The 17,291-nt window shown below is 70.7% G+C and carries 17 protein-coding genes and 1 tRNA gene; 3 read left to right on the top strand and 15 right to left on the bottom strand.

Going from position 1 to position 17,291, the window contains the following annotated elements:
• The 4 genes from ACWC9R_RS10980 to ACWC9R_RS10965 form a co-directional block, all read right to left on the bottom strand.
• A complete protein-coding gene (locus ACWC9R_RS10980) occupies positions 1 to 828 on the bottom strand; it encodes a PhzF family phenazine biosynthesis protein (RefSeq protein ID WP_393361478.1) in 828 nt (275 codons plus the stop codon).
• A 150-nt stretch (positions 829 to 978) separates the two neighbouring features.
• Positions 979 to 1,575 (bottom strand): phenazine biosynthesis FMN-dependent oxidase PhzG, encoded by a 597-nt coding sequence (phzG, locus tag ACWC9R_RS10975; protein ID WP_450730480.1) that lies wholly within the window; start codon positions 1,573 to 1,575, stop codon positions 979 to 981.
• A gap of 17 nt (positions 1,576 to 1,592) precedes the next feature.
• Positions 1,593 to 1,925, bottom strand: a complete 333-nt coding sequence (locus ACWC9R_RS10970) for a hypothetical protein (RefSeq protein WP_450730478.1) — start codon at positions 1,923 to 1,925, stop codon at positions 1,593 to 1,595.
• Between the two features lie 153 nt (positions 1,926 to 2,078).
• A complete protein-coding gene (locus tag ACWC9R_RS10965; protein ID WP_393361232.1) occupies positions 2,079 to 2,567 on the bottom strand; it encodes a PhzA/PhzB family protein in 489 nt (162 codons plus the stop codon).
• Between the two features lie 227 nt (positions 2,568 to 2,794).
• Between ACWC9R_RS10965 and ACWC9R_RS10960 the strand changes: the two genes are divergently transcribed.
• On the top strand, positions 2,795 to 4,678 hold the full coding sequence (locus ACWC9R_RS10960; protein ID WP_450730476.1) for a BTAD domain-containing putative transcriptional regulator: 1,884 nt from the start codon (positions 2,795 to 2,797) through the stop codon (positions 4,676 to 4,678).
• A 29-nt stretch (positions 4,679 to 4,707) separates the two neighbouring features.
• Here the strand turns inward: ACWC9R_RS10960 and ACWC9R_RS10955 are convergent, their stop codons facing one another.
• The 4 genes from ACWC9R_RS10955 to ACWC9R_RS10940 form a co-directional block, all read right to left on the bottom strand.
• Positions 4,708 to 5,730, bottom strand: coding sequence for a LuxR C-terminal-related transcriptional regulator (locus tag ACWC9R_RS10955; protein ID WP_450730474.1), 1,023 nt, complete (start codon positions 5,728 to 5,730; stop codon positions 4,708 to 4,710).
• 108 nt (positions 5,731 to 5,838) lie between these two features.
• Complete coding sequence (locus ACWC9R_RS10950) at positions 5,839 to 6,930, bottom strand: ParB/RepB/Spo0J family partition protein (protein ID WP_450730472.1); 1,092 nt, start codon at positions 6,928 to 6,930, stop codon at positions 5,839 to 5,841.
• 211 nt (positions 6,931 to 7,141) lie between these two features.
• Complete coding sequence (locus ACWC9R_RS10945) at positions 7,142 to 7,870, bottom strand: HAD family hydrolase (RefSeq protein WP_450730470.1); 729 nt, start codon at positions 7,868 to 7,870, stop codon at positions 7,142 to 7,144.
• Between the two features lie 13 nt (positions 7,871 to 7,883).
• The gene (locus ACWC9R_RS10940) at positions 7,884 to 8,963 is read right to left on the bottom strand and encodes an acyl-CoA dehydrogenase family protein (protein ID WP_450730468.1); all 1,080 of its coding nucleotides are present in this window, start codon (positions 8,961 to 8,963) and stop codon (positions 7,884 to 7,886) included.
• A gap of 221 nt (positions 8,964 to 9,184) precedes the next feature.
• Between ACWC9R_RS10940 and ACWC9R_RS10935 the strand changes: the two genes are divergently transcribed.
• Entirely contained in the window at positions 9,185 to 9,772 is a 588-nt protein-coding gene (locus tag ACWC9R_RS10935; protein ID WP_450730466.1) for a TetR family transcriptional regulator, read from the top strand.
• 21 nt (positions 9,773 to 9,793) lie between these two features.
• On the opposite strand, the gene ACWC9R_RS10930 is transcribed toward ACWC9R_RS10935, so the two are convergent.
• Positions 9,794 to 10,726 (bottom strand): ScbA/BarX family gamma-butyrolactone biosynthesis protein, encoded by a 933-nt coding sequence (locus ACWC9R_RS10930; protein WP_450730464.1) that lies wholly within the window; start codon positions 10,724 to 10,726, stop codon positions 9,794 to 9,796.
• Between the two features lie 273 nt (positions 10,727 to 10,999).
• Here ACWC9R_RS10930 and ACWC9R_RS10925 point away from each other — a divergent pair, with 273 nt between their 5' ends.
• Positions 11,000 to 11,659 (top strand): ScbR family autoregulator-binding transcription factor, encoded by a 660-nt coding sequence (locus ACWC9R_RS10925; RefSeq protein WP_450730462.1) that lies wholly within the window; start codon positions 11,000 to 11,002, stop codon positions 11,657 to 11,659.
• Between the two features lie 156 nt (positions 11,660 to 11,815).
• Here ACWC9R_RS10925 and aroC read toward each other — a convergent pair whose 3' ends face one another.
• The 6 genes from aroC to ACWC9R_RS10895 form a co-directional block, all read right to left on the bottom strand.
• On the bottom strand, positions 11,816 to 13,003 hold the full coding sequence (gene aroC, locus ACWC9R_RS10920; RefSeq protein WP_450730645.1) for a chorismate synthase: 1,188 nt from the start codon (positions 13,001 to 13,003) through the stop codon (positions 11,816 to 11,818).
• Between the two features lie 5 nt (positions 13,004 to 13,008).
• Positions 13,009 to 13,290: a hypothetical protein gene (locus tag ACWC9R_RS10915; RefSeq protein WP_450730460.1), complete on the bottom strand. Its 282-nt coding sequence runs from the start codon at positions 13,288 to 13,290 to the stop codon at positions 13,009 to 13,011.
• Positions 13,287 to 14,885, bottom strand: a complete 1,599-nt coding sequence (locus tag ACWC9R_RS10910) for an acyl-CoA carboxylase subunit beta (protein ID WP_450730643.1) — start codon at positions 14,883 to 14,885, stop codon at positions 13,287 to 13,289. Before ACWC9R_RS10910 ends, ACWC9R_RS10915 begins: the two co-directional genes overlap by 4 nt.
• Before the next feature lie 456 nt (positions 14,886 to 15,341).
• Positions 15,342 to 15,414, bottom strand: a tRNA-Ala gene (locus tag ACWC9R_RS10905).
• A 75-nt stretch (positions 15,415 to 15,489) separates the two neighbouring features.
• Complete coding sequence (gene sepX, locus ACWC9R_RS10900; RefSeq protein WP_450730458.1) at positions 15,490 to 16,524, bottom strand: divisome protein SepX/GlpR; 1,035 nt, start codon at positions 16,522 to 16,524, stop codon at positions 15,490 to 15,492.
• Between the two features lie 151 nt (positions 16,525 to 16,675).
• Positions 16,676 to 17,290 carry a GNAT family N-acetyltransferase gene (locus ACWC9R_RS10895; RefSeq protein ID WP_450730456.1) on the bottom strand — a complete coding sequence of 205 codons (615 nt, stop codon included), beginning with the start codon at positions 17,288 to 17,290 and terminating at the stop codon, positions 16,676 to 16,678.
• Position 17,291: the final 1 nt, after the last annotated feature.

The raw sequence follows: 17,291 nt of genomic DNA, 5'->3' as shown, positions 1-17,291 counted from the left end.
TCAGGCCATGAGCCCGGCGCGGGCAACGATGACCGCCGAACCGCCCACCTCGATCGACTCGACGTGTTCGGCCTTGCCCGTCGCCGTGGCGAACATGGTGGAAAGGCGCCCCATTTCGACGCCCTGCTGGATTTCGATCTGTTCGTCGAACTTGATCAGGCCGTGCCGCGCCAGGTGCAGTGCAAGTGGACCGGCGGCCGATCCGGTGGCCGCGTCCTCCACCACCCCGTACGCGGGCGAGAACATCCGGTTGCGCCAGTGGGTGCCGGACCCCGCGAAGCAGTTGGCGGCCATGTCCGTGAACTTGGTGAGCGCCTTGTGGTCCGGTTCGAGAGCCGAGAGCGCCTCGATGCTCTCCAGTCCCACGTAGACGTGACGGGGGCCGTTGCGATAGGCCGTCACCGGCAGTGTGGAGGCGTCCAGACCGAGCGCGGCCAGCAGTTCCTCGGCGTGCTCGTAGACCTCCCAGGTGGGTATGGGCTGTTTCATCCGGGCGGAAACGATCTTGCCGTCGTCGCCCCGGTCGAAGACGAACGGGATGACGCCCATCCCCGTTTCGAGCCGCAGGCGGTTGGCGCGGATCGATTCGCCCAGGACAATGGCGGTACCCAGCATGGGATGGCCCGCGAACGGCAGCTCGTTGACCGGGGTGAAGATGCGGATACGGGCGTCGCCGCCCTCTTGGGGCGGGAGGACGAAGGTGGTCTCCGACAGGTTCATCTCCCGTGCGATGCGCTGCATACGCGGGCCCGGTATGTCAGCCGCATCGAGGAAGACGGCCACCGGGTTGCCTTCGAGGCGCGTACTCGTAAAGGCGTCTGCGACCATGTAGGCGTGCATCATCCGTCCATTCGCGCGGGCGCCGGAGCCATGTCCGTCACCTTTCTGTCGTGTGGGAGGGGTGGGTCGAGCCCGGCAGGGTGAGCCGAAGCGCCCGCCGGCGCGCGCGGCCGTACGGGCGGGCTTCGGACTCACTCGTCAGGGCTGGAGCCAGCGCGTGGTCCAGCCGTCGCCGGTGCTGAGGTAGTTCAGGCGAAGGTGCAGCCGGTCCTGGCGGGACTGCCAGAACTCCACCGATTCGGGGACCAGCAGATAGCCGGCGAAAGGCGCTGGCCGGGGCAGCACTCCGAGCGCGGACAACCGGTCCGCCTCGGCGCGCAGCCCCGCCTCGTCGTCGAGGGTTTCGCTCTGCCGGGAGACCGTGGTCATCGCATGGGTCTGCACCGGGCGCGAGAACCACAGTTCGTCCGCCTCGGCGTCCGGCAGCCGTTCCACCGGTCCGGCGAGGACGATCTGCTGGCCGCTCTCGCGCCAGTAGAGCACCCCTGACGCCCACGGCCGGGCGGCCAGTTCGCGGCCCTTGCGACTGCTGTCGTGGCTGGTGAACACCAGGCCCCGCTCGGTGACGGCACTGATCTGGACGATGCGGCTGGAGGTGCGTCCTTCCGCGTCGGCGGTGGCCAGTGCGAGGGCTCCGGGCTCCCGGACACCACGCTCGGGCGCCGTGCCGAACCATGTGCGGAAGAGCTCGATCGGGTCGGCGGGAAGATTCTGGAATTCGGACGAGTCGCTCACGTGTGCCTCCACCGTGCTCATGCTTGAAGGGCGAGGCCCTGACCGGCGAGGCGGGGCAGCGCATGGACGCCTTCGGCGATGGCCTCGATGTCGAACACCCAGCGGTGTGTGGGCGGGTATCCGATGAGTTCGGCGGCGCTGCGCGGGTGCGGTGGCGCGGCGGCCTCGGCCGACTCCCAGATGAAGACGGCGCCCCAGCGGTCGTTCTCCTGGTCGGCGATCCAGTACTTGTGGATCAGCCCCGGCACGCGGTTCCACGCGTCGACCGCCTCGTCGCGCAGGAAATCCCGCAGGGACTCGATGGTCTGGTCGGATTCCCCCAAATCCCACCAGGCGATCATTGCCCTCATGACGTATAAACCCTTTCTACGGTAGTGGTGGACGACGGGTGCCGCCCCGGTCGGCGTACGGCCCTCGTTTCCGGTCGGTGCCGCGCGGAAATGTGTCGCGTACGGCACGTCCGCGCAGCCGGCCACCTGGAACGGAGCGCAGCTTGCCCTTCCCTAGGTGGGAATTCCCTTCCGCTCGATCACCGGCACATCAATTCCCAGTGCCCGGAGCTGGTTGAAGGGATTCATGAACTCCCGGGCCTGCTTGATCTTGCCGTTCTCCAGCAGGAACGAGTGGATGAAGTGGTTCTCGTAGTAACCCTCGGGATAGCCGGGGAAGCGGATTTTTCCCTTGCCGTCGCACTCGACCCAGAAGCGGTTCGGGTCCTGCGTCTCGTGGATCTCGATGTTGTACCAGACCCAGTCGGGGAAGCACTGCAGCGACCAGACGGCGTGCTCGCCGAGCCTGTCCCGGCCGTGTATGGCTATCGGGCCGGGGGTGTCGGCAGTCCACAGGCCGCCGACACCGTCGTCGGTGAAGAGGTGATGACGTTCCAGCCGGTCCTGACCGAGGGTGTGCATATACCTCTCGACCACGGACCGGTTGGTGCGGCGGAGTTCGACGTCGGTAGCGGTGCCGCCCAGCTGTGCGGTGTCGGACACGGATGACCTCCGGCGGATCGTGGATGGATGGATACTGCCGCCGGTCACCGTGAGCCCGGCATCTATAGCCTCGGACCCCTCGCCCATATTTCCTCTATACGGCCCTGGCAGCGTCCTGCCGTCGCAACTTCCTGACTCCGTGCTCTGCAGTTGCGCAGGCGCCGTGCGCCCAGAATGACAAGCGCAAGGATCGATCCCACTGATCCTTCGTCAGTCCGGGGGGAGCCATGAAATTCCAGCTGCTCGGAAACATCGGGGCGATCAACGCGGACGGCATGGTTGTGCTGTCGGGGGCAAAAGTGCGGACGTCGCTCGCGGCACTGGTGCTGGCACGCGGCTGGACCGTGCCCGACAGCACGCTGAGCTCGGCGCTTTGGGGCTGGAATCCCCCGGGGACGAAGACAGCGCAGCTCTATACCTACATGTCACGGCTCCGCGGAGTCCTGGGGCCCGAGGTCGAGTTGGTGCGCCGGCAGTCCGGCTATCTGCTCCGGGCCGAGGACGCCGTCGTCGACGTGCTGGAATTCGAGCGGCTGGCGGCCGAGGGAGCCCGGGCATTGCGCGACCGCCAGTTCGAACGGGCGGGACGACAGCTCGCACTGGCCTTACGGCTGTGGCAGGGACGCGCTTTGGCCGATGTCACCGAGCCGTTCGCGAACGCCGAGCGACCGCGGCTCGAAGAGGCCAGGGCGGTCACCCTGGAGGACCGGCTGGAGGCGGATCTGGCGATGGGCCGGCACCGGGAACTGATCCCGGAACTCACCGGGCTGGTGCACGCCTTCCCGGTGCGCGAACGGCTGCGCGCCCAGTTGATGACGGCGCTGTACCGCTGCGACCGGCAAAGCGACGCGCTGGCGGTGTTCCACCACGGACGGCAGCTGCTCGCCGACGAGCTGGGGGTCGACCCGGGCACCACACTGAGCGCCACGTACTACGCGGTGCTCAACAACGATCCGGCGCTGGTCGCCCCTGCACCGGGAGCGACGGAGGCGGTCCGCATCGACGTCTCCGCCGCACCGCCCGCAACGGGCGCGCCCGGTTCCGTACCGGCCATGCTCCCGCCGGAGGCCGGCGACTTCACCGGGCGGCAGCGGGAAGCATCCGAACTGCTGCGGCTGCTTCCTCCGGAGCACCCGGGCGCGCCCGACGGATCGACGCGGCGGCCGAGGCGTTTCCTGCTCACCGGCACGGCGGGAATCGGGAAGTCCACGCTGGCCGTCCACGTGGCGCACACCGCGGCGCCGGCCTTCCCCGACGGCCACCTGTACGCCGATCTCACTGACCGGGACGGCTCGGCGAAAGATCCGCGCAGGGTGCTGGTCCCGCTGCTGCGAGCGCTCGGCGACGACGCCCCGGGCGACGCAGAGCTGACCGAACTCGTACAGCGCTACCGTACGAGGACCGCGGGCAGCGCGCTGCTGGTGGTCCTCGACAACCTGGTGTCCGAGCTGCAGTTGGACGCGCTGCTGCCCGGCGGGAGCCGGTCCGCGGTGATCGTCACCAGCCGCACGCCCCTGGCGGCCACCCCCGGCATCCACGCGGTGCTGCTGGAGCCACTGCGGCCCGGGGAGTCACTGGCCCTGCTGGAAGCGGTGGCCGGACCGGAGCGCTTGGTGCGGGAGCCGGACGCGGCACGCGACGTGGTGGCGTACTGCGCCGGACTGCCGCTCGCGTTGCGGATAGCGGGGGCCCGGCTCGCCGCCCGTCCCCGTCTGCCCATGACCTGGCTGGCCGACCGACTCGCAGAACCGGCCGCGCGCCTGGGGGAGTTGCGTTACGGCGGGCTGTCGGTGGCGGAGAGCATGGGGCGTTCGGCGCGGCAGCTGGATGCGGAGTCCCTGGCGGTGCTGCGCGCGCTGCCGGGTCTCGGCGGGCGGCCCTTCACCACCCGGGATGCGGCGGCGCGGCTCGGCCTGTCCCCGGTCGAGGCGGAACGGATGCTGGAGGCACTGGCGGATACCAGGCTGCTGGAGCTGCCCGGCACGGACGAACGGGGATGGCCGCTGTACCGCTGCCCGGAACTGGTGCGACTGTTTGCCGAGTCGCTGGGCGAGGATGCCCCGGCCGGGCCGGCGGTCCGGCCGACGGTGCACGGCATGTTGCGGACATGAGCGCCCGTGGAGAACCGTTGCGGGCCCCGTCACGTCCCCGGCGCCACGACCGGGTGGGTATCCGGGTCGAGCCAGCCGCGAGCGGCAGCGAGCGCCCCCGCCTGGAAGCGACTGCGGGCGGACAGCCGGTTCATCAGCTCTGCGGTGATCCGGCGGCTGGTACGCACGGAGATGCCGAGCTTGCGGGCGACGACATCGTCGGTGTGCCCGGCGACGAGCAGTTCCAGCACGGCCCGCTCCTGGCTGCTGGGGCGGTCCCCGTCGGCGGGCACCGGGGCGGCGTCCAGCGGCTCGGCCTGCTGCCACACCTGCTCGAAGAGGGTACGCAGGGCCGTGACCACACCCCCGCCGTCCATCACAAGGATGCCCTTGTCGGCGGCCTCGGGGTCGATGGGCACCACAGCGGTGCGGGAGTCATAGACGGCCAGGTGCAACGGCAGCTGAGGCACGCACCGTACATCGCCGCCGTTGTTCCGCAGCCACCGGGCGTGCGCCAGCCCGGCCCGGTCGTTGCCGAGGCTGGCGAGGCAGACGTACCGGGCCCGCAGGCCACGGGCGAGCACCGCCTGGTCGAGCTGGCGGGAGGCCTCGGGCGTCCCTCCGATCTGTGCGCCGCGCGGGGCGAACACCGCGATCTCACGCTCGCAGCTGTGGGCGTACCGTTCCAGCTGTGAACGGACGGCGTCCGTCCCGGTGAACTGCCGGACACCGCAGGTGCGGGACGCTGAACCGGCGTCGACCAGGTCGATCAGCATTTTGCTGATCTCCATCCGCGCGTCGGCCACCGCTTTCTGGCGGGCGAGCACCTGCCGTTCCTGCCGTACGAGCAGATGTGGCAGGCTCAGTTCCGGGTCGACCAGCCGCATCCGCCCGGGCTGTTCCGCGGAGGGGCGAACGAGCGTCAGCCGGCCCAGCTCGTCCCAGGCGTCCTCCACCCGGTCGGGTGCCCAGCCCAGCCTCTCGGCCAGCTCTGACCTTCCCAGCTGCGGCGTCCTGAGCATGACGCCGTACACGGTTTCGGCGTCCGGCCCCAGACCCAGTTCGTCAAGCATCGATTCCTCGTTCGGTGCGGCAACACGGACCTGCGTTCGCAAGCTCGGATTTCCGGCCCCGTGGTGTGCGACTGCTGCAGAACAGCGGTCGCACGGCGGGACCCGGCGTCAGTCCTGCCGGCCGTCCAGGCTGTGGGCGAGCTCCAGCCAGGCGGCGGCGCATTGGCGGGCCAGCGCGGCCGCCAGGGGGGTGCAATGGGACGGGACGCTCTCGGCGAGTTGCCGGCGCCGACCGGCCGGGACTGCATGGGTGGCCATCAGCCGCAGCAGGTACCGGCCGTTCTCGGTGAGGCGCACCGAGGGGTCCCGGCTCAGCATCTGCAGCAGCTCGCCGCTGTCCTCGGGCGTCGGCTGGGCGGCTTCGGTATCGGCCCTGACGCGCGGCTCCGGCCGACCGCCCTTCTGGTGCGGGGCGGCCGCCCGGGATTCACGGCACTCGCGCTGGCCCGGCGGTACGGGGTCCTCGCCGCGCAACAGCCGCTTGCGGACGTCCCGGACCGTGCCCGGTGAGATGCCGACCGCCGCGGCGACCTCGCGCAGCGAGGCCGCGGGGTGCTCGGCGATGAACTCGCTCGCCTGCCGTCGGGCGACCGCCGTGCTGAGCGGGCGGACCCGCCCGTCCCGGCCGACCCGCGAGCCGGCCTGCGGCTGTGTCCCTTCGGTGCGCTGACGGATGGCACACACCGTCCGGGCCGAGAGTCCGGCCGCCGCCGCGATGGCGCGATCCGACCACTGTGGGTGCGAGCGCAGGATGCGGGCGGCGGCAGCGACCCGGTCCGCGGTGGAGAGCGGCAGGCCGTGCTTGACGTTGAGTTCAACGGCGAGGACGAAGGCGTCCTGCTCGGCGCCCTCGAAGAAGCGGACCGGCAGCCGCTCCTGGCCTAGCAGAACAGCGGCGCGCAGCCGGTGCATCCCGTCGACCACGCGCATCGTGTCGCGATGCACGATGATCGGCGGGAGGGTCGCGTCGGAGTCGGCGAGGGCCCGCACATGGCCCGGGTCCTCCCCGTCGAGCCGCGGCGAGGCGGCCGGCAGCAACGAGGCGATGGGAATCACCTCGACCGGCGAGAGCCGGCCGTGCTGCGGCTCCGGTGCGCCCTCCGCGTCGCCCGGCAGGTGTACGGAGTCCACCGGGGCCAACGGCATGCGGACCGCGCCGATTCCGGTTCCGATGCCCGTGCTGATGTCGGTGATGCTCACAGGACCGCCCCCACTAACACTCGGTCATGGAATCGGCCGCAGCGCACTCCCGAAGGGCCGCAGGCCCCTGCCCCGCGCGTGGTCCGGCAGGCCGTTGCCACGTATGCCTCCTGCATGGTGCGTCTGCCCCTCTCTACGGACCGCGCGCGGTTCCCCGCGTCGCGCGGCCGGGGCGGCCGCCCCGGAGCGGCGGCCTCGTCCCCGTGACAGTTTAATACCTTCGCGAAGGAATTTTATGCCCCAAGCGGTGCGCCCGTGGCAACCCGGCCACCAGTTCCGCGTTGTCGCCCACGACGACGGGGTGGCCGACCTCGGTCAGCATCGGCAGGTCGGAGACGTGATCGCCGTACGCGAAGCAGTCCTCGGGGTCCACATCCGGGTAACGGCTCAGCAGCTCCCTCACGAGCCGACGCTTCCCCTCGGCGATGACCGGCCCGCCGACCAGGTCGCCGGTGAGCACGCCGCCCCGCACCTCCGGACGTGCGCACAGCAGATGGTCCGCCCCGACCGCTGCCGCGATGGGATCGAGCACTGCCGGGAACGAGCCGGAGACGAGGGCGACGACGGCACCACGGGCGCGGTGCGCGTGCAACGCGGCCCGGGTGTACGGCCGGAAGAAGTCCGGGTCGCACGAGCGCTGCGCATACCAGCGCCGCCCCGAAGCGGCGACCGTGGCGGCCCGCTCGCCCGCCCAGCCCCGGTAGAAGCTGCGGTTCGCTTCCTCGCGCGATGCCCCCGCGTCCTGCTGTGCGCGCAGCGCGTCGACGACGGCGCCGCTGTGGCGCGCCCCGCTGGCGCCGTAGCGTTCGGTGAAATGGAAAAGGAGAAAGTCGAGCAGGCTCTTGCAGCCGATCAACGTCTCGTCCACATCACAGAACACCAACGCGGAAGGGCGCACCCCGCCCACAGCCAAGGGCCCGGCCGCCACCACCCCCCACATGGTCACGACCGGATCACCGTCCCTGCGACAGCACCGCGGCCGTCGCCCGGCCGTACGCCTCCGCCGCTGCCCCCAGCCGAAGCGCCGCGTGTCCGGTGGCGGTGTGCACGTCCCGCCAGGCGCGCTGCAGTTCCCCCTCGGCATGACCGCCGTGCGAACCGCCGGTCCTGAACAGCCGCTCGACGGCGTTGACCACCAGCTCCGCGGCAACGGCGGCGTCCCGCCGGCCGTGCGCGACGCCCCCCTCGGCTCTCGGTTCGGCGTCCGCACGGCGCACCACCTCGCGCAACAGCAGTGCGGCGGCGTCCAGTTCGGCCGAGGAACGGGCCAGCGCCTCCCACACAGGAACGGCGAAGTCGGCGGTGCCCTTGGCCGCCTTACCCACGACCAGCTCACTCCAGACCCGCAGCGCACGCCGGGCCGCCCCCAGCGCCGGGGCCATCATCAGTACTCCGCCGACCAGTTGGGCGGGGGCCGCGTAGCAGCGGGCCCGCCCGGGCCGCGCGTCTCCACTCATCATCCGGGCCATCCCGAAGGAGCGCCGCTCCGGAACGACGACCGACCGGAGGACGACCTCGTGGCTGCCCGTGCCACGCAGCCCGACACTGTTCCAGGAATCCACGATCCGCAACTCCTCGCGCGGCACGGCGAAGACCAGCGCCTGCCCGCCCGTCTCGCACGGCTCCGGTACGGCGACCAGCAGCCAGTCGGCGTGATCCACCCCGCTGGCGAAACGCCAGGTGCCCTGCACGCGCCAGCCCCCGTCCACCGGCTCCGCGCTGCCCGCGGGAGGCACGACCGCGGCCGAGATCCGCACATCGGGGGACTCCCCCCACAGGTCCCGCTGCCCCTCCTCGGGCAGGAACGCGGCGAATCTGCCGTGCCCCGCCCACAGCGCCCCGCACCAGGCGGCTGACGCACAGCCCTCGGCCACCTCGACGGTCGCGTCGAACAGCTCGGTGAAAGCCCCTTCACCGCCGCCCCAGCGCTGGGGCACGAAGTGCCGGGCGAACCCGGCCTCCGTCAGGGCCTGCGCGGTCAGCGCGCCGATGCGCCGCTCCCGCTCGGCGGCCGCCACGCCGCAGGAGGCCACAGCGGCGGCATCAGCCGCGGAAATCCCTCCCGGGGAATCAGGGAGGGCACGGGAAACACCGAGGACAGAGGACTGGGTGAGCGCAGTCATCGCTTGAACTCCTGTGAAGGTTGAGATGGGTTGATGCCCTTCATCACGGCGAAGGCCTGCCGACTTCCACGCAAGGAAAATTCCTGCGTGAAGGTATCTTTAGAGAGGCGGGCCATAGAAGGGAAGAACGGATGGCCGGGAAGCAAGCACGGTCTTTGCAGACATACGAGCGCGTACTGGACGCGGCGGCCTTCGAGTTCGCCCAGCAGGGCTACCCCAACACGAACCTGCAGCGGGTCGCCGAGCGTACCGGCCTCACCAAAGGGGCCCTGTACGGCCACTTCTCGTCGAAGGAGGAACTCGCCGCGGCCCTGGTGGAACGGCTGGACGAAGCGGTTCGGACGCTGGCCGACAGCGCGGACGACCCGCATGCCCCAGCGTGGGAAAAGCTCCGCTCCCTGACGTTCTCACTCGCCGACCGACTCCACACGGATATCCGTGTCACCGCTGCGCTGCGGCTGGCGCTGGACAGCGCGAAGGCCGGAGCGGAGCCGCCGGCGGTGCTCTCCCAGCTGCGGGACCACACGGTGCGCCTGGTGGGCGACGCCCAGCGCGAGCAGGACATCAGCCCGGAACTCCCCCCCGAGACGGTCGCCGATCTCCTGCTCGCCGTACTCTTCGGCGCGCACTGCACGGCGCCCGTCTCGGGCTGGAAGGAACTGCCGAGCCGGGTCCGCGAGATGTGGGACATCCTGGCTCCCGCCCTGCGCAAGCGCTGACAGTGGTCAGCGGGGCGCCGATCAGGGCAGCGGCTCGGCCCACACCATCGTGGAGTCGGCGATCACCCGGCCGCACTGCACCGCGTCCACTCGCAGCCGACGCGCCCCTGCCATCCGGCGGTCGTCCCGGACGGCCAGGGATACCGGCAGGTCCAGTTCGGCGAAGAGGTGGCACGTGACGGCACACGAGACAAGGGTGTGCGGGGCGGCGGGCGCCTGACCCAGGTTTCCTGACGGGTCGTCATGGGTGAGCAGATGGCCCAGCTGACGGAATCCCTCCATGGCGACCATGAGCGGTAGATGGTCGCTGGGGTGGTCGAAGAGGATCGCGTGATCCGTGTCGACCCGCATCCTCCACTCGCCGCCCGGCTCCCTCCGCTCCAGCACACAGTCCTTGCCGCGGAGCCTGCCGACAGCCTCCGCCGACACGCTCGTGGCGGAGCCGCCGGTGCCCGATGACGCCGGGGCGACGTGGTCGCCCGGCACGGAGTTACGGGCCCGCAGGGCGCGATAGACGCGCTCGTCCACGGCGACGAAACGGAAACCGCCACGACCGCAGACCTCGCCGTCGACCGTCAACACGACCTCCATGCGCAGGCCGTGGCGGCGCGGGGGCCGGTGCCCCACGGTGGCGCAGCGCGCCTGGAGCACCACGGCATGCGGCGCCCCCGCCACCCGCAGCGCGGAGGCGTCCGTGATCTGGAAATCGAGGTCATAGGCCACGAACCGGTGGCCGTGCGGTACGTCGTAGTACTCGTGCGCGAGATAGACGAGCGCCTGTCGAATCGTTTCCGCAAAAAGCAGCGGATCGGTGCGGCCGGACAGGTCAGGATGGTAAAGGGAGTGGTCCCGGGGCCACTGGGCGGCCACCAGGAAGGCGTCATCCCCGACCTTGACCGCGTCGGTCAAAAAGACCTCGGTCGTGGCCGCACGGTGCACGAGGGTGCGCGGCACAGGCCGGAGGTACTCAAGAGGTCGCGCGACACCGACGGACCAGCCGCCGACGGACCCCCCTTCCGTCACTTCGGGTAACTCTGATCCAGCCACACTTGAACCGTTGAGCACGTTTTCCCCCATAGCCCCGTGGTGAACGCTGTGTGGATCGTTCCTGTGCCGGCCGGCCGACACAGCGAAAAAATATACCTTCGAGAAGGAATATTGCAATGCCCCTTCGCGCAACGGACGATGGAGGCAGCACGCGAGAACAGCGCCATGAAGAGGAGCACTGTGAAAGCCGCAGACAAGCCGCTGCGCCGGGCCCCGGCCAAGGGCAGCAAGCCACGGGAGCTCAAGCAGGAGCGGGCCGTCCGCACACGGGAACAAGTCCTCAGCGCTGCCGCGACCGCGTTCGCGGAGCGGGGGTTTCCCGCTGTGACCATGCTCGATGTCGCCGAGCTGACCGGGATGACGAAAGGCGCCGTCTACTTCCACTACGCGAACAAGGAAGCCTTGGCGGTGGCCGTCGCCGAGGAGTTCTACCAGCGGCTTCCGCTGATCACCGAGAAGGTCCGGAAGGCCGGACTGCCGCCGGTGCAAGCCGTCGCCGAGTTGCTGCACCGTACGGCCGCCGCCTTCCGGGACGACACGATCATCCAGGCGGGGGCACGTCTGCAGATCGAGTCGTCACTCATCGACGCCACCCTGCCACGGCCCTTCGACGGCTTCACCGAATCGATCACCGAGTTGCTCGGCGAGGCCAAGGAAGCCGGGGAGCTGCCGGCCTCGTGCAAACCCGAGGTACTGGGGCGGGTCCTGGTCGCGGCGTTCTTCGGGATGCAACACATCTCATGGCGGCTCAACAACCGCGCGGATCTGACCACGCGCGTGGAGGAGATCATCGAGGCCGCCCTCCCCCAGATCAAGAAACCCGCACACGAGGCAAGCTGACGAACTCCACGACGGATCACGGTGCAGCCGCCGTGGTGTCCCGTCCCGCCGGGTGCCCTGCGGCAGGCCGCAGCCACACGCAGCGCCCCCCATGAGCCGGACCGTGTACGGACGACGGCGGCACCCCGCCGGCTCGTGCCATGACCGGCGGCCCGCTCACCGGATCCGAAGGTGGTCGAGGTACGACTGCACGTTGCGGCGGGTCTCCGGCACGCTGTCACCGCCGAACTTCTCCGCCACCGCATCCGCGAGGACCAGCGCGACCATCGCCTCCGCCACGATCCCGGCGGCCGGCACGGCGCACACGTCCGAGCGCTGGTGATGCGCCGTGGCCGCCTCTCCCGTCGCGACATCCACCGTGGCCAGCGCGCGCGGCACGGTGGCGATCGGCTTCATCGCCGCACGTGCCCGCACCACCTCACCCGTCGTCAGACCGCCCTCCACACCGCCGGAGCGGCCCGATGCGCGCCTGATGCCGTCTCGGGTCGCCCTGATCTCGTCGTGGGCCCGGGAACCAGGCACCCGGGCCAGGGCATTGCCGTCCCCGATCTCTACGCCCTTGATCGCCTGGATGCTCATCAGGGCCGCCGCGAGCCGCGCGTCCAGCCGGCGGTCCCAGTGCACATGGGAGCCGAGGCCGACCGGCACACCATGGGCCAGCACCTCGACCACACCACCCAGCGTGTCACCCTCCTGGTGGGCCCGGTCGATCTCCGCGATCATCGCCCTGCCCGCGTCCGGGTCCAGGCAGCGCACCGGATGTGCGTCCAGCCTCGCCACATCGGCCGGGGCCGGATATCCACCGTGTGGCGCCTTCACCGACGCCAGCTCCACCACGTGCGAGACGACCTCGATCCCGGCCGTCTCCTTCAGATACGCCCGGGCGACCGCGCCCAGTGCCACCCGGGCCGCAGTCTCCCGCGCGGAAGCCCGCTCCAGCACCGGACGCGCCTCAGCGAACCCGTACTTCTGCATCCCCGCCAGGTCAGCGTGGCCCGGCCGGGGCCGGGTCAGCGGCGCGTTGCGCGCGAGTGCGGCCAGCTCCGCCGGTTCCACGGGATGCGCCGCCATCACCCGCTCCCACTTCGGCCACTCCGAGTTCCCCACCACTACCGCGACCGGCGACCCCAGCGTCCGGCCGTGCCGCACCCCGCCGAGGAAGGTCACCTCGTCGCGCTCGAACGTCATGCGCGCGCCACGCCCATGGCCCAGCCGCCGCCTGGCCAAGTCGTCCGCCACCGCCTCCGTGGTGATCGGAACACCGGCGGGAAGCCCCTCCAGCGTCGCGACCAGAGCGGGGCCGTGGGACTCCCCCGCGGTCAACCAGCGCAGTCCGCCACCCATTCCGTTCATGCCGCCATCCGCCATCCGGGCCGCGGCCCCGCGGCCCACGACGTAGCCGTTGCCGCCCCGTTCGCGGGAGTCGGGGCATGCCAGGGAGCGCCGTGCCGCGCGCCGTTCACGATGGTGTGCGCCGTCCCGCTCTGTGCTCCGGCGCTCAGGGACAGCACCGTGCCGAGCGCCACCACCAGCGCCGCCACCTCCTCCGCGGTGGGGTCGCCCCTGACGATCCGCCAGGAACCGGCCGCGAGCAGTTCTCGTACGGATGCCTCCTCGGCCCGCGGGCTCACTGGGGCTGGTTCCCGTGCTTGCGGCTCGGCATGGAGGCGTGTTTCCCGCGCAGCATGGCGAGCACGTCGATCAACACCGACCGGGTCTCAGCGGGGTCGATCACGTCGTCGACCAGGCCGCGTTCGGCAGCGTAGAAGGGATGCATCAGCTCACGCCGGTACTCCTCGATACGGCGGCGACGGGTGGCCTCCGGGTCAGGAGAAGCAGCGATCTCGCGCCGGAAGACGATGTTGGCCGCGCCTTCGGCACCCATCACGGCGATCTCGTTGGTCGGCCAGGCCAGCGCTACATCAGTCCCGATCGACCGGGAGTCCATCACGATGTACGCGCCTCCGTAAGCCTTGCGCAGGACCAGGGAGACCCGGGGCACGGTGGCATTGCAGTACGCGTACAGGAGCTTTGCTCCGTGCCGGATCACACCGTTGTGTTCCTGATCGACACCCGGCAGGAAGCCCGGCACATCGATGAGGGTGACCAGCGGGATGTTGAAGGCGTCGCAGAACTGGACGAAGCGCGCGGCCTTCTCGGAGGCGTGGATGTCCAGCACCCCGGCCATGGCCAGCGGCTGGTTGGCCACGATCCCGACCACCTGGCCGGCCAGCCGGGCCAGCGCGCACAGCACATTGGGCGCCCACGCCTCGTGGACCTCGAAGAACTCTCCGGCATCGGCGATCTCCTCGATGACCCGGCGCATGTCATACGCCTGGTGGGGGTCGGCGGGCACCAGGTCGAGCAGCGCGTCGGTGCGCCGCTTCGCCGAGTCGCCGACCGGTACGACGGGCGGCCGCTCACGGTTGTTGGCAGGCAGGTACGACAGCAGATGCCGCACGTCCTCCAGCGCGCTCTCCTCGTCGTCATACGCGAAACCCGCCACACCGGAGCGGCCCGCGTGCACATCCGCGCCGCCCAAGCCGTCCTGGGTGATCCGCTCACCGGTGACCGTCTGGACCACGTCCGGCCCGGTCAGGAACATCTGCGAGGTGCCGCGCACCATGAAGACGAAATCGGTCAGCGCCGGACTGTAGGCGGCGCCGCCCGCGCACGGCCCCATGATCACACTGATCTGCGGAATCACTCCGGAGTTGCGGACATTGCGCTGGAAGATACCGCCGTACCCGGCCAGCGCCGTTACCCCCTCCTGGATACGGGCACCGGCACCGTCGCACAGCCCCACGATCGGGGCGCCGGCCTTTTCCGCCAGATCCATCACCTTGTGGATCTTCTGCGCGTGCGCCTCACCGAGGGCCCCACCGAAGATGCGGAAGTCATGGGCGTACGCGAAGACCTCGCGGCCCCAGACCCGGCCCCAGCCGGTGATCACACCGTCCGTGTACGGCCGGTTGTCCTCCAGGCCGAAACCAGTGGCCCGATGCCGGCGGAACCCTTCGGTCTCGGTGAACGCGCCGTTGTCGAAGAGGAGTTCCAGGCGTTCACGCGCCGTCAGCTTTCCCTTCCTCTTCTGCGCCTCGGTGGCCTTTGCGCTCGGTCCGGCCAGCACACGTTCGCGCACCGCCGTCAGTTCGGCCACCCTGGCACGCAGTCCGGGCGGCTGCTCCGGGGGAGCGAGTGCGTGCGGCCCGGCGGACCGGCACAGCAGGTCTTCCTCGACAATGCTCACCCATGCCCCTTCCGGAAGCGGTCGGGCCGAGCAACCACGACCTTCGTACGACGGACGTCTCTCATCGTGAGCGCCCGCCATTGCAGGGACCTTGCAAAGTTCTGCACGCGGAGCATCAGGCAGGCCCGCCCGCCCACGGCGCACTGCGTCCTCACGAGCGGAAGCCCTCCGCCAAGACGGACGGGGAAACCACCACGCCCCGTCCGCGTGCCGTGAGGATCAGGCTCTGCCTCCATGCCTGCGGTCCCCCTCGGCATGTCGGCATCTCCACCCCCGATCAACTCCGGGCGGCGAAGCCGCGCTTCCCGGAGCCCCGATGGACCGACTTCCGCATTAATCGAGGCCGAAACGCCGAAATCCCGGTCAGACGGTGACCGTCTGACCGGGATCTCGTGAACAGTTCGGGGGCCAACCCGCGAACTGTTCATCACGTGGACCTGAGGGGATTCGAACCCCTGACCCCCTCGTTGCGAACGAGGTGCGCTACCAGCTGCGCCACAGGCCCTTGCGACGAGTGAAACTCTAGCATCTCGGTCGCGGTGCTCGGAAATCGCTTCCGGTGCTGGTCAGCGGAGGGCTGTCACTCGTTCGCCGCGCGGGGGCGGTCCTCGTCCTCGTACTGGTCGAAGAGGGGGGTGCGGCCGCGGGTGCGGCGGCCGGGGTGGGTGGGGCGGTCCGCCTGGGGGTCGTGGTGAGGGCGGTCCGCGGCGGCGCTGGAGCGGGCGGAGCTCCAGGCGTCGTCGGCGTCCAGGTCGACGTGGCTGGTGGCGCGCGGGGCGACCGGGGCGGTGACGTAGGTGGGCAGGGGTACCGGGACCGGCTCCCAGGTGCCGTCGGCGGGGCGCGGGCGCTCGCGTTCGCGCTGCTGGTCGACCCACTCGGCGTGGTCGGTCTCCTCGACCAGGGCGCGGCGGCCCGCGGTGTGGGCGGGGGTCGCGGGGCGGGGCGGTTCCGGGGCGGGGTCGGCCGGGGCGTCAGCGTGGGCCTCGACGGGGTGCTCGTCGGCGGGCGGCTGCTCGGCCGCCTGCTGAGGGCGGCGTCTGCCCTCCCGCAGCCGCTGGGCCGCCGCCTCCGCCTTGCGCCGGTCCATGGTGAAGGTGAAGCGCCGCCGCTCCTGGATACGGAGGTAGACGATGTAGGCGGTCAGGAGGAGGGCGGGGAGGGCGGGGGCCCAGAGGAAGGGGAGACCGCCGACCGCGGCGACGACGGCGCCGATGGTGAAGGTGAGGAACAGGACCGTGGTGGTGCGCCGGCGGCGGGCGAGGACCTTGGCGCGCTTGGTCCGCTCGGCGGCGGAGGGGCGCGGCGGGGTGGCCTGCACCCGGGTGTGGCCGGCCTCGGCCGGAGCGGGGTCGCCGAAGGACCGGGCGGCGGCCTCGTCGGCCGGAGCGTCCGGGTCCGCTTCGTCGCCCGCATCGTCGGCGGGGTACTCCCCGTGCCGCTTGTCGTAGCGGCGCTGCATCGCCGCGCGTCCGGACAGCAGCCGGATGGCGGTGCTGAAGCGCTCGGTCGGACGGGCCTCGTTGAGCTCGTCCTGCCTACGGAGCCACATCGGCACCAAATAGGCGGCCCAGGCCCCGACGATGACTGCGTAGATGAGGCCGCTGCTTCTCACAACTCACACGGTAGAGGGGTTTGCAGGGGGCCATCCGCCAATTGGGCCGGTGTGTCGCACGATCTGGCTGATATCTCGAACTTTTTTGTGATCGTAGAGATCAGCACCTCCGCCAATCCGGTCAACCGGCGAATACATTCGAACATTTATTTTATTTGTGGGATGCGCCGGGCGTGCGGGGATTCCCGCGCCGCCAGCGGCTGAGCAGGCCTTCGGGCACCTCTTCCGCGGTGAGCGCGAATACGGCGTGGTCGCGCCAGGCGCCGTCGATGTGGAGGTAGCGCGGGCGGATGCCCTCGTCGCGGAACCCGAGCTTTTCGACCACCCGGCGGCTGGGGGTGTTCTCCGGGCGAATACAGATCTCGATGCGGTGCAGGCCCACGGTCCGGAAGCAGTGGTCGACGGCGAGCGCCACGGCCGTCGGAATGACCCCGCGCCCTGCCACGTCCTGGTCGACCCAGTAACCGACATGGCCGGAGCACATGGAGCCCCAGGTGATGCCCGCGACGGTCAACTGGCCGACGAGCTGCCCGCGGTATTCGACGACGAACGGCAGCATCCGGCCGGCGTGTGCCTCAGCACGGAGATGGCGGACCATCTGACGGTACGTCGGACGGTGCGGCGGGGCGAGGCCGGGCGGGGGCGGCGGGATGGTGGCTTCCCAGGGGCGCAGCCAGTCGCGGTTACGGCGGTTGACCTCGCGCCAGGCCCGTTGGTCGCGCACCCTTATCGGGCGGAGGGTGACCTCGCCGTCCGTCAGGATCACC

The sequence above is a fragment of the Streptomyces sp. NPDC001219 genome (genome assembly GCF_053597915.1).
Note: the sequence above shows the minus strand (reverse complement) of the source record. Positions and strands in the feature narration are given on the sequence as shown.